The following is a 26,225-nucleotide window of genomic DNA, read 5'->3' on the forward strand; positions in this document are numbered from 1 at the left end:
TTCACCCGCACGGGGTGGCGTCGATGAGAGCGAGGTCGAGGGTGCGCAGGCGCGCGGGGTCGGCGATCACATCGATCTCGGCGATCCGCTCGCCCTCGACCTTCACGCGGAGAGCGAGCAGCAGCCGGCCGCGCGGCGCCACCACGATGCCGACGGCGCCGTTGACGAGCGCCGGCTCGGCGAACCGGGCCCGCCGGCCGAGGACGACGGTCTCCCGCGCGACGGCCCGCGCCCCGCGCACCACCGTCGGCGTGCCCGCGGGCACCGCGGCCGCGTCGGCCCGGCGCACCACTCCGGGCGCCAGCACCGCCATCAGCGCCTCCAAGTCGCCCTCGCGTGAGGCGGTGAGAAAGGCGTCCACGACGCGCCGGTGCCGCGCGGCCCGCGCGCCGACGGTCCCGGTCCTGCCGCGCAGCCGGTGACGTGCCCGGCTGGCGAGCTTCTTGGCGGCCACGGGCGACCGCCCGACGATGGGACCGATCTGGTCGAACGGCACGGCGAACACGTCGTGGAGCACGAACGCGATCCGTTCGGCGGGAGTCAGCGTGTCCAGCACCACGAGCAGCGCCCGGCCCACGGCGTCGGCCAGCACCGCCTCCTGCTCGGGGTCGCCCGCGTCGTCCGCCGTCCGGTCGCCCCACACCTGGTCGTACGGCCACGGCTCGGCCTCCTCCCGGCGCGCGGCGCGGGCGCGGAGCATGTCGAGGGACACGCGGGGGACGACCGTGGTCAGCCATCCGCCGAGGTTCGCCACCTCGCCGACGTCGGAGCGGCTCAGCCGCAGCCAGGTCTCCTGGACGGCGTCGTCGGCCTCACCCGCGACGCCCAGCATGCGGTGGGCGACCGCGCGCAGATGAGGACGGTAGGTCTCGAACAGCTCCGCCATGTCGTGCTCGCCCATCGGTCACCTTTCCCCCGTGCCGTCTCGTCATCTCCATGACGTACACGAGGAAGGAGAAGTGACAGGTGTTTTCACTGCTGCATGTCGATTCCAGCGCGAGTCTTCCGGGGGATTCGGTCACCCGGCGGCTGACGGCGTCGTTCGCCGAGGCCTGGTGCCGGCGGCACGGCAGGGGCGGGTACCGGTACCGGGATCTGGCGGCCGACCCCGTGCCGCTGGTGTCCCACGCCTACACGACGCTCGGCCGCCGGGTGGAGCGGCACGGCCTCGTCCCGCCGGCGCGGGTGGCCGCGATGACCGCCGACCCGGCCGAGGAACGCGAATGGGCACTGACGCTGCCGCTGATCGACGAACTGCTGGCGGCGCGCACCGTGCTGATCGGCTGCCCGATGTACAACTTCACGGTGCCCGCCGCGCTCAAGGCGTGGATCGACCGGGTGACGTTCCCGGGGGCGTACGTCGATCCCGCCACCGGAGACAGCCGCCTGCGCGGCACGACCGTGATCGTGGTCACCGCCCGGGGCGGCGCCTACGGCCCCGGCACCCCGCGGGAGGGCTTCGATTTCCAGACGCCCTACCTGCGCGCGTACCTGCGGAACCTGGGAGTGGCCGAGGAGAACCTGCACGTCGTGCAGGCCGAGATGACCCGCGCGGGGGACGTCCCCGAGCTGGCCCGCTTCCGTGAGCTGGGCGATCGGTCTCTCGCCGACGCGTTCGCCGCGGTGCGCGTGCTGGCCGGGAGCGTGGAGATTGATCGGGCCTACGTGCGGGCCCTAGGATCACGCCCGTGACGTTCACGTTCTTCTTCCACCTCCGCTAGCCGCCGTCGGCGAAGCGAGGATCCGCCCGTCGCCGACGAGGCGGGACGGCGGGGTGCCGTCCCGGGCTGACGCGGGAGAAGAACGATCACGATGCGCGCACGCGCTGTCACTCTCACCGCTCCGCGTCCCAGTGCTCCCGCCGTCCCATGACGGCGGTGAGCCTGGTGGCGCGGTGCGTCCACGGGCTGGAGCCGACGGTCGCCGCCGAGATACTGCGGCTCCGGCTCGGCACGATCACTCATATCGGGCATCGCGAGGTGCACTTCCGCGCGTCGCGGTCCCCCGCGCCGCGCGGCCTCGCACTGGGTCTGCGCACGGCGGACGACGTGTTCCTGCTGGCCGCGCAGGGCCCCGACGCCGGCACGTCGCGGAAGGGGGCCGCCGCGCTCGCCGGCCTCGCGGACGCCGCCGACCTCGCCGCGCTGGAGCGGCTGCGCCACGACCACGGCGGTCCCGGCGCGCTCACCGGCGTCGAGGTGTCGGCGTCGTTCCTCGGCAGGCGCACCTTCACGAGGTACGACGTGGAGGACGCGGTCGGGCACGCCCTGGCCGCCCGCCTGGGGGTCGGCTACCACTCGCGGCGCGGCGGCGGCGCGCCGCCGCCGGGGCACAGCGGCTGGCGGGTCACTCTCGACGGCGAGCGGGCCACGCTGCTGCTGCGGATCGGCGAGCGCCCCCTGCACCGGCGGGCGTACAAGCGGCGGTCCGTCCCGGGGACCCTGCATCCTCCGCTCGCCGCCGCCATGGTGGCCATGGCCGGCGTCGAGCCCGGGGACACGGTCGTCGATCCCTGCTGCGGCGCGGGGACGCCGCTGATCGAGGCGGCCCGGCAGCGGCCCACGGCTCGTCTGCTGGGGTTCGATCTGGCCTGGGAGGCGGTGACGGCCGCGCGGGAGAACGCCGCGGGGCTGCCCGTCGCCGTCGCCCGGGCCGACGCAGGCCGTCTGCCGGTGCCGGACGGCGTCGCCGACCGCGTGCTGGCCAATCCGCCCTGGGGTGGCCAGGTCGCCCCCGGAGGCCTGCTCGCCGCGTCCGCCGGACGATGGTGGGCCGAGGTGCGCCGGGTGCTCGTGCCCGGCGGGACCGCCGTGGTCCTGCTCCCGGGCGTCGCCGAGCTGCCGCTCGGCATCCGTCACGGCCTCACGCCTGTGCACTTGCAGCGCGTACGGGTCGCGGGGGCGGAGGCGTTCCTCGTCCGATGGACGGCGCCCCGGGCGGGCTGAGGGCGCTGCCGTGCGGGTCGCCCGCAGCGGCAGCGCGGCGGGGCGCCGCTGCCGCTGTCGCTGCGGGCGACGTGACGGGGCGGAGGCGGGGGAGAGGAGTGGGCCGGCATTCAACTCTTCAAGCGCGAAGGGCGTCGATCAGGGCATCAACGGCGGCGAGCGCGGCGGCCGTGTCGAGTCCCGCGCGGGAGACCAGGGAAAGGCCCTGGACGGTGAACAGCAGTAGCTGCGCCTGGGCCTCGGGGGCGGCGGCCTGGGTGACCTCGCCGTCGGCCTGCGCGCGCCGCAGGGCGTCGGCGACGATCTGGGTGAAGCGGGCGTGCGAGCGGGCGACGATTTCGCGGGCCTCGGCATCCTGCGGCACAAGTTCGGCGGTGGTGTTGCCGATCATGCACCCTTGCGGAACGCCGGCCTCCGAGGCGTACTCCTGCGCCCGGGCCGGATTGGCGAGCACCTCGCGCAGCGCCGGCAGCACCGGTCCGGCCTCCAGTGCCGTGACCAGCTGGCGCTCGTAGGTGTCCCAGTACAACTGGACCGCGGCCAGGTAGAACTGCCGCTTGTCGCCGAAAGCGCCGTACAGGCTGCCCCGCTCCAGGGCCAGCGTGTCGACGAGGTCCTGAACGGAGGTCGCTCCGTAGCCCCGCGACCAGAACAGGAGGAGCGCGCGCTCCAGGGCCTGGTCTTTGTCGAATGCGCGGGGGCGTCCTGTCCGTGCCACACCCCCAGGCTAGGACTTTTTGACCGCCTGCACAAAAAACCGTACGGTGAGGGCTGACCGACTTATTGAACGACCACACGGAAGTCGGCGGCGCGAGCGTGCCGCCGGACGAGAGGCAGGACCACGTGGACTTCGAGGGAAAGACGGCACTGATCACCGGATCGGGCGCCATCGGCGGGCTCGGACACGCGACAGCGAGGATCCTCGCCGCCGGCGGGGCCAACGTGATCGTCACCGGCACCGACCCGGACCGCGGCGCCCAGGTCGTGGACGACGTGCGGAGGAGCGCGACCGGCACCGTGCGCTTCGTTCCCGCCGACCTGGCCGACCCGCAGGCCGTGCAGCGGCTGGCCGAGGACGCCGGAGCGGTGGACATCCTCGTCAACAACGCGGGCGTCGTCCCCTTCAGCGCGACCGCCGACCAGGACATCGCCGCCTACGACGCCGCCTTCGCGGTCAACGTGCGCGCGCCGTTCGCCCTGGTCGCCCGGCTCGCACCGAAGATGGCCGCCCGCGGGGGCGGCAGCATCGTCAACGTCAGCTCCACCGCCGCCGGCCTGGGCATGCCTCCGATGGCGGTCTACGGTGCCACCAAGGCAGCGCTTGAGTCCCTGACACGCACCTGGGCGGCCGAGTTCGCCGCCTCGAACGTGCGCGTCAACGCCGTGTCGCCCGGCCCGATGACCACCTCCAAGGTGGTGGCGGCCATGGGACCGGACCTCGGCGGCATGGGACTGACGACCGCGCTCAGGCGCACCGCCGACCCCGCCGAGGTCGCCCAGGTCATCGCCTTCGTCGCCAGTGACCAGGCAAGCTACGTGACCGGTGCCGTGGTGGCCGCCGACGGAGGCCGGACCGCCATCTAACCCCGGACGCGCCTGCCAGGGGCCACGTCCGCAGTGAGGAGGCCGGCCCCTGGCGGGTGCCCCGTGATGGCGGGGATGGCCCGTCATCGTTGCCGGAACCACCGTTACCAGAGCCACACGCCCTAGGCGTGAGTGAGGGGAATGAGTTCAATGGGTCGTCTTGAGGGAAAGTACGCACTGATCACGGGCGGGACGAGCGGCATCGGGCTTGAGACCGCCCGCGAGTTCCTCGCCGAGGGAGCGACTGTCGCGATCACCGGCCGCTCGCGGGAACGGCTGGATGAGGCCGCCCGGCAGCTGGACGGCCCGCTGCTGCCCATCCTCAGCGACGCCGGCGATGTGCCCGGCCAGGCGGCACTCGCGGCGCGGCTGCAGGAGGAGTGGCCGCGGCTCGACATCGTGATGAGCAACGCCGCCGATGTCACCCATCTCCCGATCGAGGCATGGACAGAGGAGGCATTCGACAGGCTCGTCGCCACCAACCTCAAGGGGCCGTTCTTCCTGGTCAAGGCCTTGCTGCCGCTCTTTTCACGGCAAGCCTCGGTCATCCTTGTCGGCTCTGTCTCCGCTTTCATCGGGCATGAGAACGCGGCAGTCTACGGTGCCGCCAAGGCAGGCCTGCTGTCCTTTTCTCGTGGGCTGACCTATGAGCTGAAGGACCGGGGCATCCGGGTCAACGGGCTGAGCCCTGGGCCGACCCTGACGGACACGTTCAAGTCGCTCGGTCCCGAGCGACAGGCCGCCATCTACGACGAACTCCGGCAGACCGTGCCCCTCCATCGCATCGGCACCGCCACCGAGCTGGCGAAGGCGGCGGTCTACCTGGCCTCTGACGAGTCCGCCTACACCGCCGGCACCGTCCTGCGCGTCGATGGAGGCATCGGAGAACTCGCCTACTAGGCACTGCCGGAGCCGACGGAGGACCGGCTGCGGGAAGCCCTGCTCGTGCGGTGCCGGAGCGAACGCATGGACCGCCGCCGTGCGCACCATCGTCGCCTGCGACTACCTCGCCGGCCCCGACCTCCGCCACGTGATCCCTCGTCGGACACCTTGGCGTCGGACGAACCGGGGGCAACCGGGTGGGACAGGTCAGGCAGCGCACGCTCAGGTGAGAAGCGTCGCGACACTTCCGTACATCTCGGTGCGGGTCGGGGCGGGGCAGAGGGCGTTGACGCGGATGACCCGGTCCCACTCGTCGCACGTCATGGCGGTGAGCTGACGGCTGGTGGACGGAACGCCCGCGTTGTCGAAGGCGAATTCGAGCGCACTCGCGCGGCCGATTCCGCTGCCGGCGCCGGGGACCAGTGCGACCTTTCCCGCGAAGTCCGTCACGACAGGGCCTCGTGATTGGTCCAGACGACCTTGTAGGGGTACCGCGACTGCCAGCGCCGGATGAGCTCCTCGGCGCCGGGCACCGTGAAGACCGCGTTCAGTGCGTCCAGGTCGGCAAGCCCGAGTTGCACGATCGCGCTGGCAACGAAGACGGGACTGTGGTCGTCTGCCGGCACGCGGATGTGGCGCCGGGCCGACAACGTCTGGACGTGGCCGGACCCCAGCATCAGGTTTTCGATGTCTTTCAGGTATTGATCGAGCTCGGCATCAGGGATGGGCTGGTCGAAGGAGACAATCATCGTGTGGTTGAGCATGAACCCATCCAAACAGCGCAGTCGGTGCGGAGTCCAAGACCGACTGGGCACCGGGCGATAACCTACGGGAATGGTTGAGCTGGAGACGCGCGAGCTCGAGTACTTCGTCGCGGTCGCGGAAGAGCTGCACTTCGGCCGCGCCGCGGTGCGCCTGTCGATCGCGCAGCCCGCGCTGTCGAAAGCGATCCGGCGCGTCGAGTCCCGGCTCGGTGTGAGGCTGCTCGCGCGTTCGAGCCGACACGTCTCGCTCACGGCAGCGGGGGAGGCCTTGCTGCATCACGGCCGCCATGCGCTGAACGCGGTCAGCGCCGCGGCGCAGAAGGCGCGGCAGGCCGGTGACGCCGACGCGCATCTGCGGCTGGTGATCAAACCGGGTGGCGACGCGAACCTGTTGTCGGGGATCCTCACCGCGTACGCCCAGCAGCCTGACGCGCGCCGGGTCGACATTCTTTTCGGCGGCGCCACCGACCGCGCCGACTACCTGCGCGACGGCAGGGCCGACGTGGCACTTCTGTACGCGCCGTTCGACGATCTCACGCGGTTGGCGTACGAGACGCTCCACGTCGAGGACCGCGTCGCGATTCTCCCCACCGATCACCGACTGGCTGCGCGCGACGAACTGCGGCTGGCCGATCTCGAGGGGGAGACCTTGCCGCGCTGGAAGGGCGTGCCGGGCGGCGGTACCGGGCCGGAGCTGGTGGACGTGCCCCAGATGATCCAGATGATCGCGCTCGGACGCACGATCGCGATACTCCCGCGCTCGCTCGTGGAGCCCGTGCCGCCGGGACTCGTGTGCGTTCCGGTGGCCGACGCCCCCGCCAGCCGGATCGTCCTCGCCTGGGCGGAGCCGGACCGCCGCCCACTCGTCGCCTCGTTCGTGGCAGCGGCGCTCGCCGCCGCGGGCAGGCGCCGCCGCCCGACGCCCTAGCCTGCAGAGAACCCGGGCTCGTCGCCGGCGCTGAGCCGGATCACCAGCATCTGCGTGGTGGGTCGTGGGCGGCCACCAACTCGGTGATCAGCCGGTCGAGGTGGGCCGCGAGACGGGCGGCGGGGCAGGATCAGTCGCGCCCGGCTTCCCGCGCCGTACGCTCCAGCCGGTTCCGGTAGCTTTCCCACCACGCCCGGTCCCCGGAGGGCATGTTGGGGTTCCCGTCCCGCAACCCGGCCACCCCGTCGACGAGTTCCCTGACGATGTCGGCGTGACCGGCGTGCCGGTTGGTCTCCGCGATAACGTGCACCAGGATCTGGTGCAGGGTCACCTCGCTCCGCTCGTCCGGCCACCACCGCACGCGACCGGTCGCTTCGAGGGCCAGTGCGGCGATCGTGGCGTCCGAGTGCTGCCATACCCGCCGGTAGAGCGCGACGATGTCGTCGCGCGACTCGTCCGCGGTCGCCCACATGTCCGCGTTGTCTTCGGCGTCGTCGGCCATCCACGGCAGGGCTTCGCCGTACGGCCGCCCGAACGTCTCGCCGAAGTAGCCCTCCTCCACCCCGGCGAGGTGTTTGACGAGCCCCAGGAGATTGGTGCCCGTCGGGGTCAGTGGGCGGCGGATGTCATATTCGGTGAGTCCGTCGAGCTTCCAGAGCACAGCGTCGCGGGCGGCTTGCAGATAGCGGTGCAGATCCGTCTTCGGTCCCGGTGTGGTCATGCCGGCAGTCTTCCAGCGGGTGCCGGGGGTCCGCACCGGTGTTTTTCCGGGCCTGGTGTCGCTCCGGGACACCAGGGGTGACGCCGTCTCCGGCCGGTCCTCATCCATACGGCGCCCGGGGCGTCGCGCCGGCGATGGCCGGCCCGCTCGGCGGGCTCCCCTTCAGTGACGGGCCGGGTCGGCGAGACGCATCAGGTTTCCTTCGGGGGTTCGTGGTGGGCGCGGCCGGTCAGTCCGGCCGCGGTCTGTGTGAGGTGCCGGGCCAGTGCCTCGGCCGCGGTGTCGGCGTCGCGGGCCAGCGCCGCCTCCTCCAGCCGGCGGTGCTCGCCGACGTGGTCCCGGCCGGGGGTGCGGCGCGCCGAAAAGCGGCGGGCCAGCTCACTGGCGGTCCACAGCCGGTCGCAGGTCTCCAGCAGGACGGGATTGCCGCAACCCTCCAGCAGCGTGCGGTGGAAGACCCGGTGGGCTTCGGCCCATGCGTCGCTGTAGTGCTCGCCTTCCTCCGGCGTGAAGACGGGGGTGCGGGCCAGGCGGTGGTGGGCGGCTCGCACGCGAGCCTCCCAGTCGATGTCGCCGCGCTCGACGGACATGCGCAGCACGACCGGTTCGATGGTCCGGCGGGCCTCCGCGATCTCCTGCCAGCGGCGGTCGGAGAAGGCCGGGACGGCGAAACCGCGGTTGGGCAGCCGGTCGGCGAGGCCCTCGCCGACCACCCGCACCAGCGCCTCGCGCACCACAGCCAGGCTCACGCCCTGTTCCTTGGCGAGGTCCTGGGGTTTGAGGGCGTCGCCGGGGGCGTGGTCCCCGCGCATGATCGCCTCCCGCAAGTGTGCGTAGACCTGCTCGGAGAGCATCTGCTTTCCCGGCGTAACCGGGAGAGGGGCCGTCTGGGTCATGCGGACAGCATAGACGATTCGACAAATAATCGATTATTGCTGCTATAGTCGATGCGCGGCCGAGGAAGGCTCGGCAGTGCCTCTGCGCGAGGCTGCGTCGGCCGCATCACCGCCACCCACACCAGGGCCTGAAAGGAACGACGCGATGAGCGCCAACGACCCCTTCGCCCGCCTCCCCGAGGCGGCCTCCTTCACCGTCACCAGCACCACCGTCAGCGACGGTGCCCCCTGGCCGCCCGAGCAGTTCTCCTCGGGAGTTCCCGGCGGGAAGGACATCTCCCCGCAGCTGTCCTGGAGCGGCGCGCCGGAAGGCACCAAGAGCTACGCCGTCACCGTCTACGACCCCGACGCTCCCACCGGCTCCGGGTTCTGGCACTGGGCGGTCGCCGACATCCCCGCCACCGTCACCGAGCTGCCCGAGGGCGCCGGCGACGACACGGGTTCGGGCCTGCCCGAGGGCGCCTTCCAACTGCCCAACGACGTCCGCGCGGCCCGCTTCATCGGCGCCGCGCCGCCGGCCGGGCACGGCCCGCACCGCTACTTCGTCGTGGTGCACGCCCTCGACGTCGAGCACATCGGCGTGCCGGCCGACGCCACCCCGGCCCTCCTCGGCTTCACCATGTCCGGCCACACCCTCGGCCGCGCCGTCCTGACCGCCACCGCCGAAACCCCCGCCTGACGGACGGCGTGTCCGGACTCATCGGCGCCACCGCCCGGTATCTCCGCACCGTGCCGGGCTCCTGAGAGCCCGGCACCGCACCTCTGGGCACAGCCGATTTACCTGGAGTTCGAGGTGGGAGTCCCCACATTAGGCCCTGCTGCGTTTGTGTGGAATTTCTCCGAAACGTGGTCAACGGAAATAATCGACCCGTTGATCATTGAAGAGGAGAGGCATGCTTTATGGCGGACCGGCAAAGCTTCTTACGGGCCGGCCGGGCAATGGCGGCGGCCACCCTGGTTTCCCGGATCACCGGATTTCTCCGTACGCTGGCGCTGGTCGCCGCCCTCGGACTCGGCACCCGACTGCTCGACGCCTACTCCGCCGCCAACGTCACTCCCAACAGCATCTATGAACTGGTGATGGGCGGGGCGGCCGCGAGTGTGCTGGTCCCGCTGCTGGTTCGCAGCGCGGCTGACGACGACATCGACGCGGACCTGTTCGCGCAGCGGCTGCTGTCCCTGGTGCTTTACGGGCTCTCAGCGGTCGTCATGGTGACGATCGTCGCTGCTCCGCTCATCGTGAATTTGACCGTTCCCGGGTTCAGCCTCGCCCAGCGTGAGCTGGCCGTCGATTTCACCCGGATCTTCCTGCCTCAGATACTCTTCTACGGCATCAGCGCGACGCTTGCTTCGATCCTGAACGCCCGTGGCCGGTTCGCCGCTCCGATGTGGGCTCCGGTGGCCAACAACCTGGTCGTCATCGCCACCGCCGGAACGTTCCTGCTGGTCGGCGGGACCGGCCGGATGGAAACGCTGACTCAGGGCCAGATGCTGCTGCTGTCGATCGGCACCAGCGCCGGAGTCGGCGCCCAGATGGCCGTCCTGGCGGTGGTCACCCGACGGGCCGGTGTCCCCCTGCGGCTGCGCGCCAACCCCCGCGGCATCGCGGTGCGCAGGATCGCGGCGATGGCCGGATGGACCGTCGCGTCGGTGACCGCCGCACAGATCGCGCTGATCGTCGTCAACCGTCTCGCGTCGCAGGCGGGGCCGGGCGCGGTCAGTGTCTTCTCCAACGCGTACACCTTGTTCCAGCTGCCGTACGCGGTCATCGCGGTGACCGTGATCACCGGCATGCTGCCTCGCATGAGCCGGGCGGCAAGCGAACGCGACCTGTCCCAGGTCACCGCCGACCTGTCCCAGAGCCTGCGGCTGACCGGCGTGGTGCTGCTTCCCGCGGCCGCCGCGCTCGTCGTGCTCGGCCCGCATCTGACCACCTTGCTGTTCGCGCACGGGAACGCCTCACCCGGCGCGGCCCATCTCACCGGCGTCGTGCTGGCCGCCTACGGGCTGGCGCTGGTTCCGTTCGCCGGCTACCAGATCATGTTGCGCGTCTACTACGCCCTCGGTGACACGCGCACGCCGGCCCTGATCAGCGTCGCGGTCTCCGCCGCTCTCCTCGTCAGCAGCTTGGCCGCTGCGCGGCTTCACCCGGGCACGGATATGGTCATCGCCCTCGCCGGATGCACGGCCATCGCCTACGCCTTGGGATTCGTGATCACCGCACAGCTGCTGCGGCGTCGAATCGGCCGCATCGACGGCCATCGCCTGCTCGGCTCTCACTCGCGGATGCTGGCGGCTGCGGTCGTCGCCGGGCTCACCGCCGCGATCGTCGCCTCGGGTCTCGGCCGGGCCGTGGGTGCGGGACCGGGCGGTTCGCTCGCCGTTGTCTGCGCCGCGACAGCCGTCGGCGCCTGTCTTTATGCATTGATCGCCCGCCTTCTCCGGATCAGCGAGCTCACCTCCCTGACCGCGGGACTGCGCATCACCCGCACCTGATCAAAATGGCCCGGGATTCCCGAGGGCCGCAGGAGACAGGGTGCAGGACCCATCGGTCGGCCGCACCACCACCCGCTGCCACGCCTGCTTCGATGCCGCCAGGCCGGCCGGTGTTCCCGGCCGACCGGCGCGCTCCCACCTCCGGGCGACGCGCTCCCCGTCACCTCGCGGTGCGTGGTCAGGTGATGGTCAGCGTGGTCACCCCTGTCGCACCGGTGAAGCCGGTGGTGAGGCACTTCAGCAGCCCCGGCTGGGGGAGGGTGATGAGCTGCACCACCGACCGGCCGGCGAACGGACCCGAGGTGACCGTGCCGGTGAACGTGGTGACGACCTGCCCGGCCACGGCGGTGCTGCTGCCGGTGCCCTCGATGACGCTGGCCTGCCCGGTGTTCCAGGTGACGGTCCGCGCGCCCTGGAAGCCGTCGAGCAGGTCGTTGCAGCCGGCGGACATGCTGAACTGCTCGTCGTACGATCCGCCCGTCACCTCGCCTCCGCCCAGGCAGGAGGTGAATCGGCCGGTGGTCGTGATCTCGAAGGTGCGGGGCTGGAAGATCACCCCGGGGTCGTAGGCGTCGGACTCGGTCCCCTGGCACTGCACCAGCGCGGACGACCTCGCCTGGGCCGGGTTCGCCGCGGCCGGTGTCACCACGGTGAGGGCCGCCACGACGGCCAGGGCCAGTGAGGGCGCCCGGACTCTCCTTCTGGCCATGATGTGTCTCCTCGTGTGATGCGGTAGGCCCCGGCTCGCCCGCCGTGTCGCCCGGGCGGAGAAGGAATGACTTTTGCGCAAATAGAGGGAGCGCTTGTTGAGTAAAAACGGCGCACGAACCCCGAGCTGTCAATAAACCTGTCTATTCACGCTCTTTCCGCAGGGTGATGTGACAGGTAACACCGCCGAGTCGGCCCGGCGGGGGCGAGCGGTGAGCCGGACGGGACATGGCCGGACTATGTCCGGCAGCTGATGCGATTTCGAGGTCACAGGTGACGCATGCCTCACTCGCGCGTCACATCACTCTCGGTGTTCATCCAATTACTTTCAGTAGGGCGACAAGGTGGTGGTCACCGTACTTGGGGCGTTGGGTACGGGAGGTCATCGCTTGGCCGAACAGCGGGCGGCGACGTGATCGTAGGCCGGTCAGGCCAGGCGATCCGCCGTTGACGACCCCCCCCCGGGGAATACGCCTCGGGGCAGAGCGAAGGCGAGGTGGCGGGTGCATCTGACCCCGCATGAACAGGAACGCCTGATGATCCATGTGGCCGCGGACGTAGCCCGTAGACGCAAGGAGCGGGAGGTTCCCCTCAACTACCCGGAAGCGGTCGCGCTGATCACGGCGCACGTGCTGGAGGCGGCCCGGGAAGGCAAGTCCGTCCACGAGCTCATGTCCACCGGCAACGAAATCCTCTCCCGGGACGACCTCATGCCGGGCGTCGCGGAGATGATCTCCGACCTCCAGATCGAGGCCACGTTCCCTGATGGCACCAAGCTGGTCACCATCCGCAACCCCTTCGCGGACGACGAGGGAGACGGGGAGAAGGACGCAAAGGAAGCGCGGACGCAGTCGCTGATTCATCCGGGGAAGATCGACCATCCGGAGGGCGCCACGCAGGTGCCCTTCAACGAAGGTCGCGAGATCACGACGGTGACGGTCACCAACACCGACGACCGTCCCATCCAGGTGGGCTCGCACTACCACTTCTACGAGGCCAACCCCCTTCTCGACTTCGATCGCTCCGCCGCCTACGGCAAGCGCCTGCACATCCCCGCCGGCAGCTCGGTCCGGTTCGAACCCCAGTGCACCCGGAGGGTGAAGCTCGTGCCCATCGAGGGCAAGCGCGTCGTCGCCGGCCTGCGCGGCCAGGTCGGAGGGCGACTCGATGGATGAAGCCCCGGACGCATCGGCCGACACTGCAGCAGACCAGGCGCCAGGCGCGCTCGCCGAGCTGGTGGCGGACACACCGCCGCGGGAGCCCGCGTCCGATATGGAGATCCTGACGATCGATCTGCCGCTGACCCGTGTCCAGTACGCCGACCGGTACGGCCCAACGGCCGGCGACCGCATCCGGCTGGCCGACACCAACCTGCGCATCGAGATCACCGAGGACTGGGCCGGCGGCCCGGGACGCAGCGGCAACGAGGTCATCTTCGGCGGCGGCAAGGTGATCCGCGAGTCGATGGGGCAGTCCTGCGCACCGCGCGACTCCGCCACGTTCGGCGCCCCGCAGCCGCCCGACACGGTCATCACCGGCGCGGTCATCCTCGACCACTGGGGCGTGGTCAAGGCCGACGTGGCCCTGCGCGACGGTCGGATCGTCGCGCTCGGCAAGGCCTACAACGACGAGACCATGGACCGGCTGCACGACGGGCACGAGCGGGCCACCGATTTCCTGATCGGCCCGGAGACCGAGGTCATCGCGGGCAACGGCAAGATCCTCACCGCGGGCGGCATCGACACGCACGTGCACTTCATCTGCCCCGAGCAGGTGCACGAGGCGCTCGCCGCCGGGGTCACCACTTTGATCGGCGGCGGCACGGGCCCCGCCGAGGGCACCACCGCCACCACCGTCACGCCCGGCGCTTGGCACATCGCCCGGCTGTTCGAGGCGCTGGACGCCTTCCCGGTCAACATCGGGCTGCTCGGCAAGGGCAGCACCATGTCCACCGAATCCCTGTACAACCAGGTAGAGGCCGGCGTTCTCGGGTTCAAGATCCACGAGGACTGGGGCGCCACGCCGGCCGTGCTGCGCCGGTGCCTGGAGGTGTGCCGGGCGACCGGCGTCCAGCTGGCCCTGCACGCCGACTCACTGAACGAGGCGGGCACCGTCGCCGACACCATCGAGGCCATCGGCGATCATCCGATCCACATCTTTCACATCGAGGGCGCCGGCGGCGGCCACGCCCCCGACATGCTCACCATGGCGAGCCTGCCGAACGTGCTGCCCGCCTCCACCAACCCCACCCGGCCCTTCACCGTCAACACGGTCAAGGAACACATCGACATGGTGATGGTCTGCCACCACCTCAACCCGCTGGTGGACGAGGACCGGGCCTTCGCCGAGTCACGGATCCGGCCCTCCACGATGGCCGCCGAAGACATCCTGCACGACCTCGGCGCCATCTCGATCATGTCGTCGGACGCCCAGGCCATGGGCCGCATCGGCGAGATGATCATACGGACCTGGCAGACCGCGCACGTCATGAAGGACAGGCGGGGTCCGCTGGAAGGCGACCGGGCGGGCGACGGCGGGGCCGACAATCACCGCGCCCGCCGCTATGTCGCCAAATACACCATCAATCCGGCCATCGCGCACGGCATCGACCACGAGGTCGGCTCGGTCGAGGTGGGCAAGCTCGCCGACCTGGTGCTGTGGGAGCCGAAGTTCTTCGGCGTCAAGCCACACCGGGTCATCAAGGGCGGCCAGATCGCCTACGCGCAAGTCGGCGACGCCAACGCCTCCATCACCACCCCGCAGCCGATCCTGCCCCGGCCGATGTGGGGAGCGACGGGCCGGGCGCCGACCGCCAACGCGGTCAACTTCGTCACCGAACACGCCATCCAGGCCGGCCTGACCGAACGGGTCAACGTGGGCAAGCCGTTCAAGGCCATCCGCAACACCCGCAAGGTGTTCAAGGCCGACATGCGGGAGAACAACGCCTGCCCCGACATCAGCATCGATCCCGACACCTTCGAGGTGGTGATCGGCGGAGCGGAGGCCAAGGACGTCAAGACGGAGATCGACGATCAGCTTGTGGACGGCCGGCGGTTCGCCGAGACGCTGCCCATGGCTCAGCGCTACTTCCTCTTCTGACCAGCGCACCATGAAGGACTCGATCGGAAGGTGAGCCGCGCACGATGAACAGTGCCGCCCTACTCGTTCTGGCCGACGGCCGATTCCCCGCAGGCGGGCACGCCCACTCCGGCGGGGCCGAGGAGGCCGTCGCGGCCGGACGGGTGCGCAATGTGGCGAGCCTGCAGGAGTTCTGCCGTGGCCGGCTGCACACGGCCGGCCTGGTCGCGGCAGGGCTCGCGGCCGCGGCCGCCGCCGGGTGCGACCCGCTGTTGCTGGAGGAGGCGGCCGACGCCCGCACCATCGCCCCCGCCCTGCGGCACACCTCGCGGCGGCTCGGCCGCCAACTGATGCGCGCCGCCCGGGCCGCCTGGCCGTGCGCCGAGCTCGACGCCCTGGCCGCCGCCCGCCCGCGCGGCGCCCACCAGAGCGTGGTGCTCGGCCTGACCGCCCGTTGCGCAGGACTGGCGCCGATGGACGCCGCCTACGCGGCGGCGTACGAGAGCATCGGCGGCCCGGTCACCGCGACCGTCCGCCTGCTCAGGCTGGACCCCTTCGACGCCACCGCCGTCCTGGCGCGCTTGGCCGCCGACATCGACCACGTCGCCGCCCAGGCGGCCGAAGCCGCGCAGCGTGTCCGCACCGACGGAGTCGCGGCGCTGCCGGCCGCCTCAGCGCCGCTGCTCGACATCACCGCCGAACAGCACGTCACCCGCCCGGCCCGCCTGTTCGCCTCCTGACCATTCCTTCGACCCCTTGCCTGGAGCAGCCATGCACCTCCATCACGACGACACCTTCCCCGAAGGTTCCCCTCACGGCCCCGGCGGTTCTTCTCGCGAGCGTCCCGGCGGCGGTCATCGCGCCCTGCGCATCGGGCTGGGCGGACCGGTCGGCTCCGGCAAGACCGCCACTGTCGCCGCCCTGTGCCGCACGCTGCGCGAGCAGCTGTCCATAGCGGTCGTGACCAACGACATCTACACCCGCGAAGACGCCGAGTTCCTGGTGCGCGAGGCCGTCCTGCCCGCCGGGCGCATCACCGCCGTGCAGACCGGCGCCTGCCCGCACACCGCCATCCGCGACGACATCTCCGCCAACCTCGAAGCCGTCGAAGACCTCGAGGACCGTTTTGCCCCGCTCGATGTGATCCTCATCGAATCCGGCGGCGACAACCTCACCGCCACCTTCTCCAAAGGCCTCGTCGATGCCCAGATCTTCGTCATCGACGTCGCCGGCGGCGACGACATCCCCCGCAAGGGCGGCCCCGGCGTCACCACCTCCGACCTGCTCGTCATCAACAAGACCGACCTCGCCCTCCACGTCGGCGCCGACCTGGAGGCCATGGCCCGCGACGCCAAAGCCCAGCGCGGCGACCTGCCCACCGTCCTGACCGCGGTCAAGACCACGGGAGGCATCACGCCCGTGGCCGGCTGGATCCGCGAGCGCCTGGCCGCCTGGACCGCGGGCCCCGCATGAGCCGAGCGGCCCTGCCACCCACACCGCCCCCCACTCCCGCCCCAACGCCGGCCGAGCGCGCCGGGCCGGGCGTCCACGCCACCGCCCGCATCAGGGCGGTCCGCATGGGAGGCGGCACCGGCCTACCCGTGCTCGCCGGTGACGGCCCCTTCGACCTGCGCCGTGCCCGCCCGCACGGCGACCAGGCACGGGTGTGCATCCTCGGCGTCATGAGCGCCCCCCTCGGCGGCGACCGGTTGCGCATCGAGGCCACCGCCGACCGCAACGCCCACCTGCACGTCACCACCGCCGCCGCCACCATCGCCCTGCGCGGCCCCACCACCGCCCACGCCACCTACGATGTGCACCTGAACGTCGCCGAGCACGCCAGCCTGCTCTGGGTGCCCCAGCCCCTGATCTCGGCGGCACGCAGCAACCTGCGTCAAAGCTGCACCGTCGACCTGGCCCCGACTGCCCGGCTTCTGCTTCGCGAAGAAATCGTGCTCGGCCGCTCCGGCGAAGGGCCGGGCCGGCTGTCCACCCACCTCACCGTCCGCCGCGACGGGCACCCCCTGCTGGAGCAGCAGACCAGGTACGGCCCCGAAGCGTCCGGCTGGGACGGCCCCGCCGTCGTGGCCTGCCACCGCGCCGTCGGCCAGATCCTCATCGTCGACCCCGCCCTGGACCGGCAACCGCCCCACACCCGACTGTTCGGCGACGACCCGGCAACCGGCCAGGCCGTACTGACCCCGCTGGCCGGCCCCGCCATCCTGATCACCGCTCTGGCCCCGAACACTCTGCACCTGCGCCGTCTGCTGGATGCGGCGCACCTCATTGCCTGAGCATGTGGTCAGCCGCGGTGGACGCAGTAGAGCGTGCCGCGTGGGAGAGGCGTGGGCAACCTGCTTCACCACGCTCACCGGCCCCGGCCGGATCACCTTCGCCGCGATCAGGTGGGGTGGGGGTGCGGCGGTCACCACGCGACGGGGCCGAGGCGATCGATGAAGATCCCCGTCGGTCCGTCGGCGCCGAGCGTCGCGAGTTCGACGATCGGGTCGGTGCCCTCGGTGACCGTCAGCTGGCCGGTGTGGTTGTTCATGTCGGTGGCGGTGAACTTGTGGTTGGCGACCTCTCCGGGAGTGACGACGTTGAACCTGATCTCCGGGAGCGCCTGCGCGTACCGGACTGTGATCATGTTCAACGCAGCCTTCGACGAGCTGTAGGCGAGCTCGTGCATCTTCGAGACGGCCTGCTCCGGATCGGTCACGACCGCGAAGGAGCCGCCGGCGCTGGACACCATCACCACGCGCGGGTTGTCCGCCGCCCGCAGCAGGGGGAGGAACGCGTGCGTGACCCTGATCGGCCCGTACACGTTGGTGTCGTAGACGGAATGGATCTCGCCGGCCGTCGCGTCCGCGGGCGCGACGACTCTTCCCGGTACGCCGGCGTTGTTGACCAGCACGTCCAGGCGGTCGGTGTGCTCGCGGACGAGCCGCACCGCGCCGGCCACGGAGTCGTCGGAGGTCACGTCCAGCGGGACCGGGACCACATTCGCGCCACCGGCGGTCAGTTCACCGGCGGCCGCTCGTCCCCGGGCTTCGTCGCGCGAGCCGAGAAAGATCGTCCAGCCCCGTTCCCCGAGGCGCCGGGCCGTTTCGAGGCCGAGGCCCTTGTTGCCTCCGGTGATCAGCACCGAGGTCTGTTCCGCGTTCGTCATCGAATCCTCCATCGTGGAGTCGCATGCCGCGCGGTGCGTCCGCGCGGCGTCTTGACTGCCATGGAGACGCCGGCGACCGGCTCCTTGTGACAGCACGGTCGTGTGAGGCATGTCACGGGTCGCGGGTGTCACACGGCCGGGGGGTACGGCGTCTTGTGCGTGTGACACAGTCGGTAGCGATGACGGGGGAGCCGGCGATGACCGAGTGCGGCGAGCGGACCACAGGCACGGCTGTGCCGCTCGGGGAGGGCGGCCGGACGGACTCCGCCACCGAGACGTTCGTCGCCCATCGCAACCTGCTGTTCACCGTGGCCTACGAGATGCTCGGCTCGGCCGCCGACGCCGAGGACGTCCTGCAGGAGACCTGGCTGCGATGGGCGGGGGTCGACCTGGACACGGTGGGGGATCGGCGTGCGTACCTCGTGCGGATCACCACACGCCAGGCGCTGAGCCGGCTGCGTACGCTCGGCCGGCGCAGGGAGTCCTACGTCGGGCCCTGGTTGCCCGAGCCGCTGCTGACGACACCCGACGTGTCCGAGGACGTCGAGCTGGCCGACAGCGTCTCGATGGCGATGCTGCTGGTGCTGGAGACTCTGCACCCGACCGAACGGGCGGTGTTCGTGCTGCGGGAGGTGTTCGATCTCGGGTACGACGAGATCGCCGACGCCGTGGGCAAGAGCCCGGCCGCGGTCCGTCAGATCGCCCACCGGGCGCGGTCACACGTCGCCGCCCGCCGGCCGCGCGACGTCGTCACCCCGGCCGAGACCCGCGACGCCCTCCAGGCGTTCCAGCGGGCGGTCGAGACCGGCGACCTGCAGGGCCTGCTCGACGTCCTCGCCCCCGACGTCGTCCTCCTGACGGACGGAGGCGGACTCAAGCGCGCCGTGCCGCGGCCCGTCGCGGGGGCCTGCAAGGTGGCCCGCCTGCTGGCGGCCGGCGTGGTCAAGTTCGGCGCCGGGGTGTCGGTCGAGCCGGTGCAGGTCAACGGCTGGCCGGGTCTCCTCCTGCGGATCGACGGCGAGATCGACGGTGTCCTGGCGATGCGGGTCGAGACCGGTCTCGTCACCGGGCTCTACTTCGTACGCAATCCCGAGAAGCTTTCGCATGTGGAGCGGGAGACCGTGCTGAGCCGCTGAGGCCGGAAACGACCCGCGACCGCTCGCACGCCGGCGTCGCGACGCGCGGTCAGGCTTCGCGGCTCGAACCTGACTACGCGCGCGGCGCCGGCCAGTTGCGCAGGGCGACGTCGATCGTGTCGAGCATCCTGCTCCAGGACTCGTCGGCGGCTCGTGAATGATGGCGGAAGCCCCCTGCCATCTCCAGGCTGACGAACCCGTGGAAAACGCTGCCCAGCATGCGGACCGCATCGGTCTGGTCGGGCTCCGCGAGTGCGTAGCCGCGCAGGATCGCCCGCGTCATGTCCGAGTGCCGCCGGGCCGCGCTCGCCTCCGGGCTCTGCGGGTCGAGGTCGGTCTGCATCGCCGTGTATCTGCCCGGGTGTTTTCTGGCGTAGTCGCGGTAGGTGCCGGCGAAGGCGACCAGCGCGTCCTTGCCCGCCCGCCCGGCCAGCGACGCCGCGGCCCGGTCGGCGAGCTCGGCCAGGGCCAGCCCGGCCACCCGGACCCGCAGCTCGTGCGCGTTTCTGATGTGGGAGTAGAGGCTGGCGTCCTTGACGCCGAACCTGCGCGCCAGCTCTGAGATCGTCAGGTTCTCCAGCCCCACCTCGTCGGCCAGGTCCGCCGCCGCCTCGATCAGCCGTTCGGCCGTCACCCCCGCACGTGCCATCGATTGCCCTTCCGCTTCCTAGAGGTCCTAGGCAGAAGCTTAATTAATTGCGACTGAAATCGATAGGGGATAGCTTCGTTCCTATGAAACCGATCGCCGAGCGCGACATTCGCGCCTCGTTCGTCAACTGCACCAAGGGTGAGGCCAAACGCCTCGCCGTACCGAGGGACCTGGACGCGCGCCCCTGGGACGACCTCGACTTCCTGGGCTGGCAGGATCTCGCGTCGCCGGGCCGGGCGTACCTGGTCGCCGATCAGGGCGACCGGTTGGTCGGGGTGGCGCTACGCCGGGCCACTTCCAATGCCGGGCATGTGCGGCGCAGCATGTGTTCGCTCTGCCTGACCACGCACACCGGCGACGGCGTCTCGCTGATGACCGCCCGGCGTGCCGCCGGCAGCGGCAACTCCGTCGGCGTCTACGTCTGCACCGACCTGGCCTGCTCCCTTTATCTGCGCGGCAAGAAGGACGTCGGGCCCGGCGGGCGGATGCCCGAGTCGCTCACGCTCGAAGAGAAGATCAGCAGGACCGTGGCCAACGTGCGCGACTTCCTCCAGAAGGTGACCGCCTGATCACCGCTGTCTGCCCGCGAGGACCCGTGCGCGGGGCGCCGCGGGCCCTGACGCGCCTGGCTAGAGCCGATTGTCGTGGGCGATGAGGGCGAGCTGGACGCGATTGTCCAGATCGGTCTTGGCGAGGATGCGCGAGATGTAACTCTTCACCGTGCCGACGCTCATGTGGAGCTCGGCCGCGATGTCCGCGTTGGACCTGCCCCGGCCGACCGCGGCGGCGACCTCGCGCTCGCGGTCGCTGAGCCTGGACAGCAGCCTGCGCGCCTCGTCGCGGCGGCGGTCCTCCGCCTCGGGCGCCAGGTGGGCGATCAGGCGCCGGGTCACGCCGGGGGACAGGATCGGTTCACCCGCGGCGACCCGGAGGACCGCCTCCACGATGCCCTCCGGCGGGGTGTCCTTGAGCAGGAACCCGCTGGCCCCGGCGCGCAGCGCGCCGAAGACGTGCTCGTCGGCGTCGAACGTGGTCAGCATGATGACGTGGGGAGGGGCGGGGCGCCGCCGCAGCAGCCGGGTGGCGTCGATCCCGTTCAGGCCCGGCATCCGGATGTCCATGAGCACCACATCGGGCGCGTGCGCGTCGACCGCGGCTGCGACGTCGGCGCCGTCGGCCACGCCGCCCACCACGACGAGCTCGTCGGCGCCCCTGAGCATCAGCGTCAGACCCGCCCTGACGAGCGGATCGTCGTCCACGACCAGCACGCGTATGGCGCTCACCCCGGCCATGGTAGCCAGACCGCCAGGCGGAACTCACTCTTCTCCGCCCCGGCCTGCTCCACTCTGGCCTGCTCCACCGTGTCTTTCTCCACCGTGTCTTTCTCCACTGTGCCCTTTTCCGCCGTGCCCTTTTCCACTCCGGCCTGCTCCACCCGGCCGCCCGCCAGCTCGGCGCGTTCCCGTATACCCGCCAGGCCGGCGCCCTCTCCCGCGAGGAAGTCCGCCGCCGCACCGGCGGCGGACGCCGCGACCGGGTTGCGCACCTCGATGGCCAGCCCCCGGCCGGGGCCGCCGTCGAGGCGTACGGTCACCGGTAGGCCGGGGGCGTGTTTGCGGGCGTTGGTGAGACCTTCCTGGACGATCCGGTAGGCGGCCCGCGCCGTCGCACCCGGCAGATCGGACAGCCGCACGCCGCCGTCGTACATCTCGACCCGCACCCCCGCCTGCCGTACCTCATCGAGCAGGGCCGGCAGGTCGAGTGCGGCCAGGACGGGCGCCTCGCGCAGGACCGAGATGACCTGACGCAGCTCTTGCAACGCCTGGTGCGCGTTGGTGCGCATCACCGCGGCCGCCTCGACCACCTCGGCGGGGTCGGCACGCGCGTTGAACGCCAGCGCCCCGGCGTGCAGTGCCAGCAGCGACAGCCGGTGCGCCAGCACGTCGTGCATCTCGCGGGCGATGGCCAGGCGTTCGGCGTGGCGGGCCTGCTCGACGCGTCGCCGCTGCTCCTCCTCGGCCCGGCGCAGCCGCTCCGCCAGTGACAGCACCAGCTGGCGGCGGGCCCGCGCCAGCATCCCCCATCCGGTCAGCGCCACCCCGAACAGCACCGCGACCAGCGCCCACACCGGGTACGGCGCCAGCCCGGGCGGCCGCAGCCAGAACCGGGCCAGCATCGCCGCCACCCAGGTGGCGCCCACCCCGATCGCGACGGCCGAGCGCCGGTAGAGGGCGGTCATCAGGGTGGCGATGCCGGCCGCGACCGACGCCGAGGCCGCGGGCACCGCCAGCGCCACGGCCGCCAGCGCGGTGGTGGCCGGCCACCGGCGTGACACCCACAGCGCCGCGCACGCCGCCGCGCCGCAGGACACGTCCGCGACCAGATACCAGCCGGGAGCCGCGCCGAGGTCGCCTCGCACGACGACCGCCGCCGCGGCCAGCGCGCAGGCGACACCCCCCGCCCGGATCGCCCGGTCCCGCCGGGTCCTCACAGGGCCCGGCCGTACGTCTGCCGTCACGGACGCCCAGCGTAACGACGGCGGGCCCACCGGCGGCAGCGCCCAAAGTCGACGCCGGATTGTCACCTGGGTTGCCACGGGCAGGACCCGGGGCGGCAGACGCGGGCGGGGTGCGCGGCACACGCTGCCCCCATGACAGCGAACAAGACGCGCGGCCGCCGGGCCGCACTGCTGCTCGCGGTGATCACACCGCTCGTGGCCGAGTTCACCCTCGGCAACCCGCCGCTGCGCATGGCCTGGCTCCTGCTGCTGTGGATCCCGATATACGGCGCCGGCGTCGTCCTGGTGCGCGAGCTGGTGCGGCGGGCCGGGACGGGCTGGACCGGGGTGCTGCTGCTCGGCGCCGCCTACGGCATCGTCGAGGAAGGTCTGGCGCTGCAGGCGCTGAGCAGCCCCACGATCTACGGCGCCGCCGGGTGGGCACCCCGGATGATGGGCCTGAACAGCGCGTACACCGAGCTGCAGATCCCCTACCACGCGGTCTTCAGCGCCGCGATCCCGATCCTCCTGACCGACCTGATCGTCCCCTCCCTGCGCGACCGGCCCCACCTGGGCAGGCTCGGCACCTGGCTGGCCGGGACGGTCTTCGTCCTCGGCGCGTTGCTGCTGCGAGTGACGGTGGTAACCTCCATCGACCCCGGCTACCAGGCGCCACCGGCGATCCTCGCGGGCTGCGCGACCGCCGTGGCCCTGCTGGTGGCGGCGGGGCTGCGGCTGAAGGCCCCTGCGGGAAGGCCCTCGATCACGCCGCCCGCACCCGCGGCGGCCGGGGTGTTCGGCGCCGTGGCCGCCTTCGTATACCTGGCGGCGCTGTTCCCCTTCGGCGGCGCGACCCAGCCCGCCTTCACTCACGGCGGGTGGGTGGTCGTGCCCATGGCGGCCGCCGCCGCCCTGGCGGTGGCCGCCGCGTGGCTCCTGCGCCGCTGGACAGCCGGCGGCCTGTGGACGGACCGGCACAGCCTTGCCCTGGCCTCCGGCGCCCTGGTCGCCCACACCGCCTTCGGCCTGATCTCCAACACCGACACGGCGGCCGACCGCGCCGGCCTGGCGGCCGTCGGTGTGGTCATGGTGTGTCTGCTGGCTGTACTGGGCCGATACAGCGGCCGAGCGGCTGCTGCTGGTCGTCCATCCCCGCGGCACGGGGACCGCGATCTCCGCGAACGGCCGCGGGCATAGGATCGGCGGATGGCAACGAGGCTCGTGCAGATTCACATGAAAGCCGGGGACGATGCCGCGGTCGGCCGGTTCTGGGCGCAGGCACTCGGCTGGGGCATCTCCAGCGAGGGGCCCGGCGTGACCAACCTCGAACCCGAGGGCTTCGTCTATCCCGACCCCGCCGCCGTCTGCATCGACGTCGTCCGCGATCCGAAACCCAAGACGGTGAAGAACCGTGTGCACGTCGACCTCGCCGCCACCTCCGCGGCCCACCAGGCCGACCTCGTCGCACGCCTCCGGGGACTCGGCGCGACACCCGCCGACGTGGGCCAGGGCGACGTGCCGTGGGTCGTTCTCGCCGACCCGGAGGGCAACGAGTTCTGCGTGCTGGAGCCCCGGGAGATCTACCGGGACACCGGTCCGATCGCCGCGGTGGTGGTCGACTGCGCCGACCCGCGGGCCATGGCCAGGTTCTGGGGCGAGGCGATGGACTGGACCCTGCACGAGGTGACCGACGACCACGCGGTGCTGCGCTCGGCCAAGGGCGTCGGGCCGTATCTGGAGTTCCTCCGCACGCCCGACGTGAAGACCGTGTGGAACCGCGTCCACCTCGATCTGCGGCCGTACCCCGGTGACGACCAGGCGGCGGAGGCGGCCCGGCTGCAGACCCTCGGCGCGACGCCCGCCGACGTCGGCCAGGGCGACGTCCCGTGGGTCGTCCTCGCCGACCCCGAAGGCAACGAGTTCTGCGTCCTCACCCCGCTCTGAACGCGAAGCCCCTGCCGTTCCTCGTCGTGGGCACCGGCGACGGCGACCGGCGGAGCTTCGCCGACGGCGTCACCTTCGCCACTGCATCGCGGTCGCACTGACGACGCTGCGGCCGGTAAACCGGTTGAACCTTACTTCCGCTTCCCGTACGTTGCCTGCTGCCCGTCGTAGTGAGGACAGAGGACAAGACCGCGTGACCCCGCCTGCTCTTCAGATCTGACACCTTCTTCCGCTCATTCACCAGCCGACCGTTCCGTCGGCTCTGCCGGGCTGCCCGTGCGCGCCCGGTCATGCGGCGTTTGAGGCCGCGCGCAATCGGCCTCGTGTCAGGTCTAGAGAGATCATGTCTTCACAACCTCATACTGTGCTGCCCTGGGTCGTCCGCCGGACCCGGCTGCCTCTGTTGTCGCTGCGGTGCGTGGACTGCCGGTCGGAGTCGGCCACCACCGGCGAGGGCAGGTTCCGCGTCAACGCCAACGGCAAGTCGCTGGACGTGTGGCTGCTGGTCCGCTGCGTGTCCTGCGATCGGACGAGCAAGCTCACCGTGCACGAGCGGGCGCCGGTCAGATCCTTCGACCCTGCCGAACTTCACGGCTACCGCGTCAACGATCCGGAACTGGTGGCGTCCAGGCTGCTGGATCCGCTGCTCGCCCGGCGCAACCGCTTCACCCTGGACTGGACGGCGGCCTGGCGGCTGGACACCCCGTCGCCATGGCTCGACGAGGCGTGGCCGGTGCAGGTGGAGGTCGTCTTCGAGGATCCGGTACCGGTGCGCCCGGAACGGCTCATCGCGGAAGGTCTCGGCTTCAGCAGGAACGAAGTGCTGCGCCGGATCAAGTGCGACATCTCGCTGCGCCGTCCGAGGAGCACCGGCTTCACCTTCACCGTGATGGCCGGAGACTAGACGATGCGCGTCTGCGCACTCGGAGAGCTCAGGTGCGGCGGGCGGCCCAGACGGTGCGTTCGGTGCGTACGGCGAGGTCGCCGCGGCGCAGGATGCTGTGCGGGCTGCCGGTGTCGAGCAGCCGGTCGAGCGCGGCGAGGTCTTCGGGCGAGAGCGCCTGGACGGCGGCGCCACGGATGCGCCGCAGGGCGCTGAGGGCGTAGCGGCCGATCGCCTCGCTGCGGGAGCCCTCGATGTGCACGGTGATGGTGCGTGTGCCATCGAGGGCGAATCCGGCGCCGGTCAGCATCGGCCCCCAGTCGGCGCCGCGGTGGGGCATGTGTTCGGCGTGAAGGTGGCCGGTCGCGGCGTGGCAGCGCTCTTCCAGGCCGGGCCGGTCCTCGGGTGCGCCGGCGGGCAGGAAGCGGGGGAAGCCGGCCAGTTCGACGACGGCGAACAGGCCGCCGGGCGCGAGCAGGTCGTGGACGTTGCGTATGACACGCTCGGGGTCGGCCATGTGGTGCATCGAGGCCGACGCCCATACGAGGTCGGGCGTGCCGAGGTCGGGCCAGTCGGCGTCGTCGAGGTCGGCCTGCACGACGTGCACGCGGTCACTCATGTCACGGGCGCACGCCTTCTCCTGCAGGCGCTGCAGGTGCCCGGGGGCGGTGTCGACGGCTGTGACGTGTGCCTCCGGGAAGCGTTCGAGGAGTGCGAAGGTGCCCGCTCCGGTGCCGCAGCCCACGTCCACGATATGACGCGGGCCGGCGGTCAGGGGCAGCCACTCGGTGATGGCGGCGAGGTGCTCGGCGAGGACTTCCGCGTCCAGGTCGAGGATCTCCTCCTGGCCGCCGGCGCCCTGCTTGTGGTCGTGGCCGGTGTGCAGGTGTGTTCGGGTCATGACGTCACATTACGAAGTCTATGCGTTGGCGGCATAACACCTTT

At 71.4% G+C, this 26,225-nt stretch carries 29 protein-coding genes; 17 read left to right on the forward strand and 12 right to left on the reverse strand.

What is annotated here, in order from left to right; translation table 11 throughout:
* Nucleotide 1 precedes the first annotated feature (1 nt).
* Nucleotides 2–901 carry a sigma-70 family RNA polymerase sigma factor gene (locus AB0O28_RS08600; protein ID WP_363637774.1) on the reverse strand — a complete coding sequence of 300 codons (900 nt, stop codon included), beginning with the start codon at nucleotides 899–901 and terminating at the stop codon, nucleotides 2–4.
* Nucleotides 902–966: 65 nt separating this feature from the next.
* Between AB0O28_RS08600 and AB0O28_RS08605 the strand changes: the two genes are divergently transcribed.
* Nucleotides 967–1,692, forward strand: a complete 726-nt coding sequence (locus tag AB0O28_RS08605; RefSeq protein ID WP_363637776.1) for an NAD(P)H-dependent oxidoreductase — start codon at nucleotides 967–969, stop codon at nucleotides 1,690–1,692.
* 176 nt (nucleotides 1,693–1,868) lie between these two features.
* The gene (locus AB0O28_RS08610) at nucleotides 1,869–2,945 is read left to right on the forward strand and encodes a methyltransferase domain-containing protein (protein ID WP_363637778.1); all 1,077 of its coding nucleotides are present in this window, start codon (nucleotides 1,869–1,871) and stop codon (nucleotides 2,943–2,945) included.
* Between the two features lie 118 nt (nucleotides 2,946–3,063).
* Here AB0O28_RS08610 and AB0O28_RS08615 read toward each other — a convergent pair whose 3' ends face one another.
* The gene (locus AB0O28_RS08615) at nucleotides 3,064–3,663 is read right to left on the reverse strand and encodes a TetR/AcrR family transcriptional regulator (protein WP_363637780.1); all 600 of its coding nucleotides are present in this window, start codon (nucleotides 3,661–3,663) and stop codon (nucleotides 3,064–3,066) included.
* A 65-nt stretch (nucleotides 3,664–3,728) separates the two neighbouring features.
* Here AB0O28_RS08615 and AB0O28_RS08620 point away from each other — a divergent pair, with 65 nt between their 5' ends.
* Both AB0O28_RS08620 and AB0O28_RS08625 read left to right on the forward strand, forming a co-directional pair.
* Nucleotides 3,729–4,529, forward strand: a complete 801-nt coding sequence (locus AB0O28_RS08620; RefSeq protein WP_363637782.1) for an SDR family oxidoreductase — start codon at nucleotides 3,729–3,731, stop codon at nucleotides 4,527–4,529.
* A gap of 150 nt (nucleotides 4,530–4,679) precedes the next feature.
* A complete protein-coding gene (locus AB0O28_RS08625) occupies nucleotides 4,680–5,429 on the forward strand; it encodes an SDR family oxidoreductase (protein WP_363637784.1) in 750 nt (249 codons plus the stop codon).
* A 204-nt stretch (nucleotides 5,430–5,633) separates the two neighbouring features.
* On the opposite strand, the gene AB0O28_RS08630 is transcribed toward AB0O28_RS08625, so the two are convergent.
* Both AB0O28_RS08630 and AB0O28_RS08635 read right to left on the reverse strand, forming a co-directional pair.
* Nucleotides 5,634–5,861 (reverse strand): hypothetical protein, encoded by a 228-nt coding sequence (locus AB0O28_RS08630; RefSeq protein WP_363637786.1) that lies wholly within the window; start codon nucleotides 5,859–5,861, stop codon nucleotides 5,634–5,636.
* Nucleotides 5,858–6,175, reverse strand: coding sequence for a hypothetical protein (locus tag AB0O28_RS08635; protein ID WP_363637788.1), 318 nt, complete (start codon nucleotides 6,173–6,175; stop codon nucleotides 5,858–5,860). The genes AB0O28_RS08630 and AB0O28_RS08635 overlap by 4 nt, the downstream gene beginning before the upstream one ends.
* Before the next feature lie 70 nt (nucleotides 6,176–6,245).
* Here AB0O28_RS08635 and AB0O28_RS08640 point away from each other — a divergent pair, with 70 nt between their 5' ends.
* On the forward strand, nucleotides 6,246–7,103 hold the full coding sequence (locus AB0O28_RS08640) for a LysR family transcriptional regulator (protein WP_363637790.1): 858 nt from the start codon (nucleotides 6,246–6,248) through the stop codon (nucleotides 7,101–7,103).
* A gap of 130 nt (nucleotides 7,104–7,233) precedes the next feature.
* On the opposite strand, the gene AB0O28_RS08645 is transcribed toward AB0O28_RS08640, so the two are convergent.
* Both AB0O28_RS08645 and AB0O28_RS08650 read right to left on the reverse strand, forming a co-directional pair.
* The gene (locus AB0O28_RS08645; RefSeq protein ID WP_363637792.1) at nucleotides 7,234–7,824 is read right to left on the reverse strand and encodes a DinB family protein; all 591 of its coding nucleotides are present in this window, start codon (nucleotides 7,822–7,824) and stop codon (nucleotides 7,234–7,236) included.
* 191 nt (nucleotides 7,825–8,015) lie between these two features.
* Complete coding sequence (locus AB0O28_RS08650) at nucleotides 8,016–8,720, reverse strand: GntR family transcriptional regulator (RefSeq protein WP_363637793.1); 705 nt, start codon at nucleotides 8,718–8,720, stop codon at nucleotides 8,016–8,018.
* Nucleotides 8,721–8,865: 145 nt separating this feature from the next.
* Here AB0O28_RS08650 and AB0O28_RS08655 point away from each other — a divergent pair, with 145 nt between their 5' ends.
* Nucleotides 8,866–9,399: a YbhB/YbcL family Raf kinase inhibitor-like protein gene (locus tag AB0O28_RS08655; RefSeq protein ID WP_363637795.1), complete on the forward strand. Its 534-nt coding sequence runs from the start codon at nucleotides 8,866–8,868 to the stop codon at nucleotides 9,397–9,399.
* A 221-nt stretch (nucleotides 9,400–9,620) separates the two neighbouring features.
* Nucleotides 9,621–11,216 carry a murein biosynthesis integral membrane protein MurJ gene (gene murJ, locus AB0O28_RS08660; RefSeq protein WP_363637797.1) on the forward strand — a complete coding sequence of 532 codons (1,596 nt, stop codon included), beginning with the start codon at nucleotides 9,621–9,623 and terminating at the stop codon, nucleotides 11,214–11,216.
* Nucleotides 11,217–11,394: 178 nt separating this feature from the next.
* Here the strand turns inward: murJ and AB0O28_RS08665 are convergent, their stop codons facing one another.
* Entirely contained in the window at nucleotides 11,395–11,925 is a 531-nt protein-coding gene (locus AB0O28_RS08665; protein WP_363637799.1) for a hypothetical protein, read from the reverse strand.
* Nucleotides 11,926–12,427: 502 nt separating this feature from the next.
* Here AB0O28_RS08665 and AB0O28_RS08670 point away from each other — a divergent pair.
* From AB0O28_RS08670 to AB0O28_RS08690, 5 genes are all read left to right on the forward strand, one after another.
* Complete coding sequence (locus tag AB0O28_RS08670) at nucleotides 12,428–13,099, forward strand: urease subunit gamma (RefSeq protein WP_363637801.1); 672 nt, start codon at nucleotides 12,428–12,430, stop codon at nucleotides 13,097–13,099.
* 97 nt (nucleotides 13,100–13,196) lie between these two features.
* Nucleotides 13,197–15,023, forward strand: a complete 1,827-nt coding sequence (locus AB0O28_RS08675; RefSeq protein WP_363638394.1) for an urease subunit alpha — start codon at nucleotides 13,197–13,199, stop codon at nucleotides 15,021–15,023.
* Nucleotides 15,024–15,067: 44 nt separating this feature from the next.
* Entirely contained in the window at nucleotides 15,068–15,742 is a 675-nt protein-coding gene (locus AB0O28_RS08680; protein ID WP_363637803.1) for an urease accessory UreF family protein, read from the forward strand.
* Between the two features lie 31 nt (nucleotides 15,743–15,773).
* On the forward strand, nucleotides 15,774–16,475 hold the full coding sequence (gene ureG, locus AB0O28_RS08685) for an urease accessory protein UreG (RefSeq protein WP_363637805.1): 702 nt from the start codon (nucleotides 15,774–15,776) through the stop codon (nucleotides 16,473–16,475).
* Complete coding sequence (locus tag AB0O28_RS08690) at nucleotides 16,472–17,296, forward strand: urease accessory protein UreD (protein ID WP_363637807.1); 825 nt, start codon at nucleotides 16,472–16,474, stop codon at nucleotides 17,294–17,296. The genes ureG and AB0O28_RS08690 overlap by 4 nt, the downstream gene beginning before the upstream one ends.
* Before the next feature lie 131 nt (nucleotides 17,297–17,427).
* Here the strand turns inward: AB0O28_RS08690 and AB0O28_RS08695 are convergent, their stop codons facing one another.
* Nucleotides 17,428–18,171: an SDR family NAD(P)-dependent oxidoreductase gene (locus tag AB0O28_RS08695; protein ID WP_363637809.1), complete on the reverse strand. Its 744-nt coding sequence runs from the start codon at nucleotides 18,169–18,171 to the stop codon at nucleotides 17,428–17,430.
* Nucleotides 18,172–18,350: 179 nt separating this feature from the next.
* Between AB0O28_RS08695 and AB0O28_RS08700 the strand changes: the two genes are divergently transcribed.
* A complete protein-coding gene (locus AB0O28_RS08700; protein WP_363637811.1) occupies nucleotides 18,351–19,307 on the forward strand; it encodes an RNA polymerase sigma-70 factor in 957 nt (318 codons plus the stop codon).
* A 73-nt stretch (nucleotides 19,308–19,380) separates the two neighbouring features.
* Here AB0O28_RS08700 and AB0O28_RS08705 read toward each other — a convergent pair whose 3' ends face one another.
* Entirely contained in the window at nucleotides 19,381–19,956 is a 576-nt protein-coding gene (locus AB0O28_RS08705; RefSeq protein ID WP_363637813.1) for a WHG domain-containing protein, read from the reverse strand.
* Between the two features lie 83 nt (nucleotides 19,957–20,039).
* Here AB0O28_RS08705 and AB0O28_RS08710 point away from each other — a divergent pair, with 83 nt between their 5' ends.
* On the forward strand, nucleotides 20,040–20,525 hold the full coding sequence (locus tag AB0O28_RS08710; protein WP_363637816.1) for an FBP domain-containing protein: 486 nt from the start codon (nucleotides 20,040–20,042) through the stop codon (nucleotides 20,523–20,525).
* A 60-nt stretch (nucleotides 20,526–20,585) separates the two neighbouring features.
* Here AB0O28_RS08710 and AB0O28_RS08715 read toward each other — a convergent pair whose 3' ends face one another.
* Both AB0O28_RS08715 and AB0O28_RS08720 read right to left on the reverse strand, forming a co-directional pair.
* Complete coding sequence (locus AB0O28_RS08715; protein ID WP_363637818.1) at nucleotides 20,586–21,248, reverse strand: response regulator transcription factor; 663 nt, start codon at nucleotides 21,246–21,248, stop codon at nucleotides 20,586–20,588.
* Complete coding sequence (locus AB0O28_RS08720) at nucleotides 21,236–22,474, reverse strand: histidine kinase (RefSeq protein WP_363637820.1); 1,239 nt, start codon at nucleotides 22,472–22,474, stop codon at nucleotides 21,236–21,238. The genes AB0O28_RS08715 and AB0O28_RS08720 overlap by 13 nt, the downstream gene beginning before the upstream one ends.
* A 132-nt stretch (nucleotides 22,475–22,606) precedes the next feature.
* Between AB0O28_RS08720 and AB0O28_RS08725 the strand changes: the two genes are divergently transcribed.
* The 3 genes from AB0O28_RS08725 (at nucleotide 22,607) to AB0O28_RS08735 (ending at nucleotide 25,301) form a co-directional block, all read left to right on the forward strand.
* Complete coding sequence (locus AB0O28_RS08725; RefSeq protein WP_363637822.1) at nucleotides 22,607–23,650, forward strand: hypothetical protein; 1,044 nt, start codon at nucleotides 22,607–22,609, stop codon at nucleotides 23,648–23,650.
* A 9-nt stretch (nucleotides 23,651–23,659) separates the two neighbouring features.
* Nucleotides 23,660–24,397 carry a VOC family protein gene (locus AB0O28_RS08730; RefSeq protein ID WP_363637824.1) on the forward strand — a complete coding sequence of 246 codons (738 nt, stop codon included), beginning with the start codon at nucleotides 23,660–23,662 and terminating at the stop codon, nucleotides 24,395–24,397.
* 364 nt (nucleotides 24,398–24,761) lie between these two features.
* A complete protein-coding gene (locus AB0O28_RS08735; protein ID WP_363637826.1) occupies nucleotides 24,762–25,301 on the forward strand; it encodes a DUF1062 domain-containing protein in 540 nt (179 codons plus the stop codon).
* 28 nt (nucleotides 25,302–25,329) lie between these two features.
* On the opposite strand, the gene AB0O28_RS08740 is transcribed toward AB0O28_RS08735, so the two are convergent.
* Nucleotides 25,330–26,181, reverse strand: coding sequence for a class I SAM-dependent methyltransferase (locus tag AB0O28_RS08740; RefSeq protein WP_363637828.1), 852 nt, complete (start codon nucleotides 26,179–26,181; stop codon nucleotides 25,330–25,332).
* Nucleotides 26,182–26,225: the final 44 nt, after the last annotated feature.

Origin of the sequence: Microbispora sp. NPDC088329 (genome assembly GCF_040685655.1) — a bacterium.
Taxonomy (GTDB): domain Bacteria; phylum Actinomycetota; class Actinomycetes; order Streptosporangiales; family Streptosporangiaceae; genus Microbispora.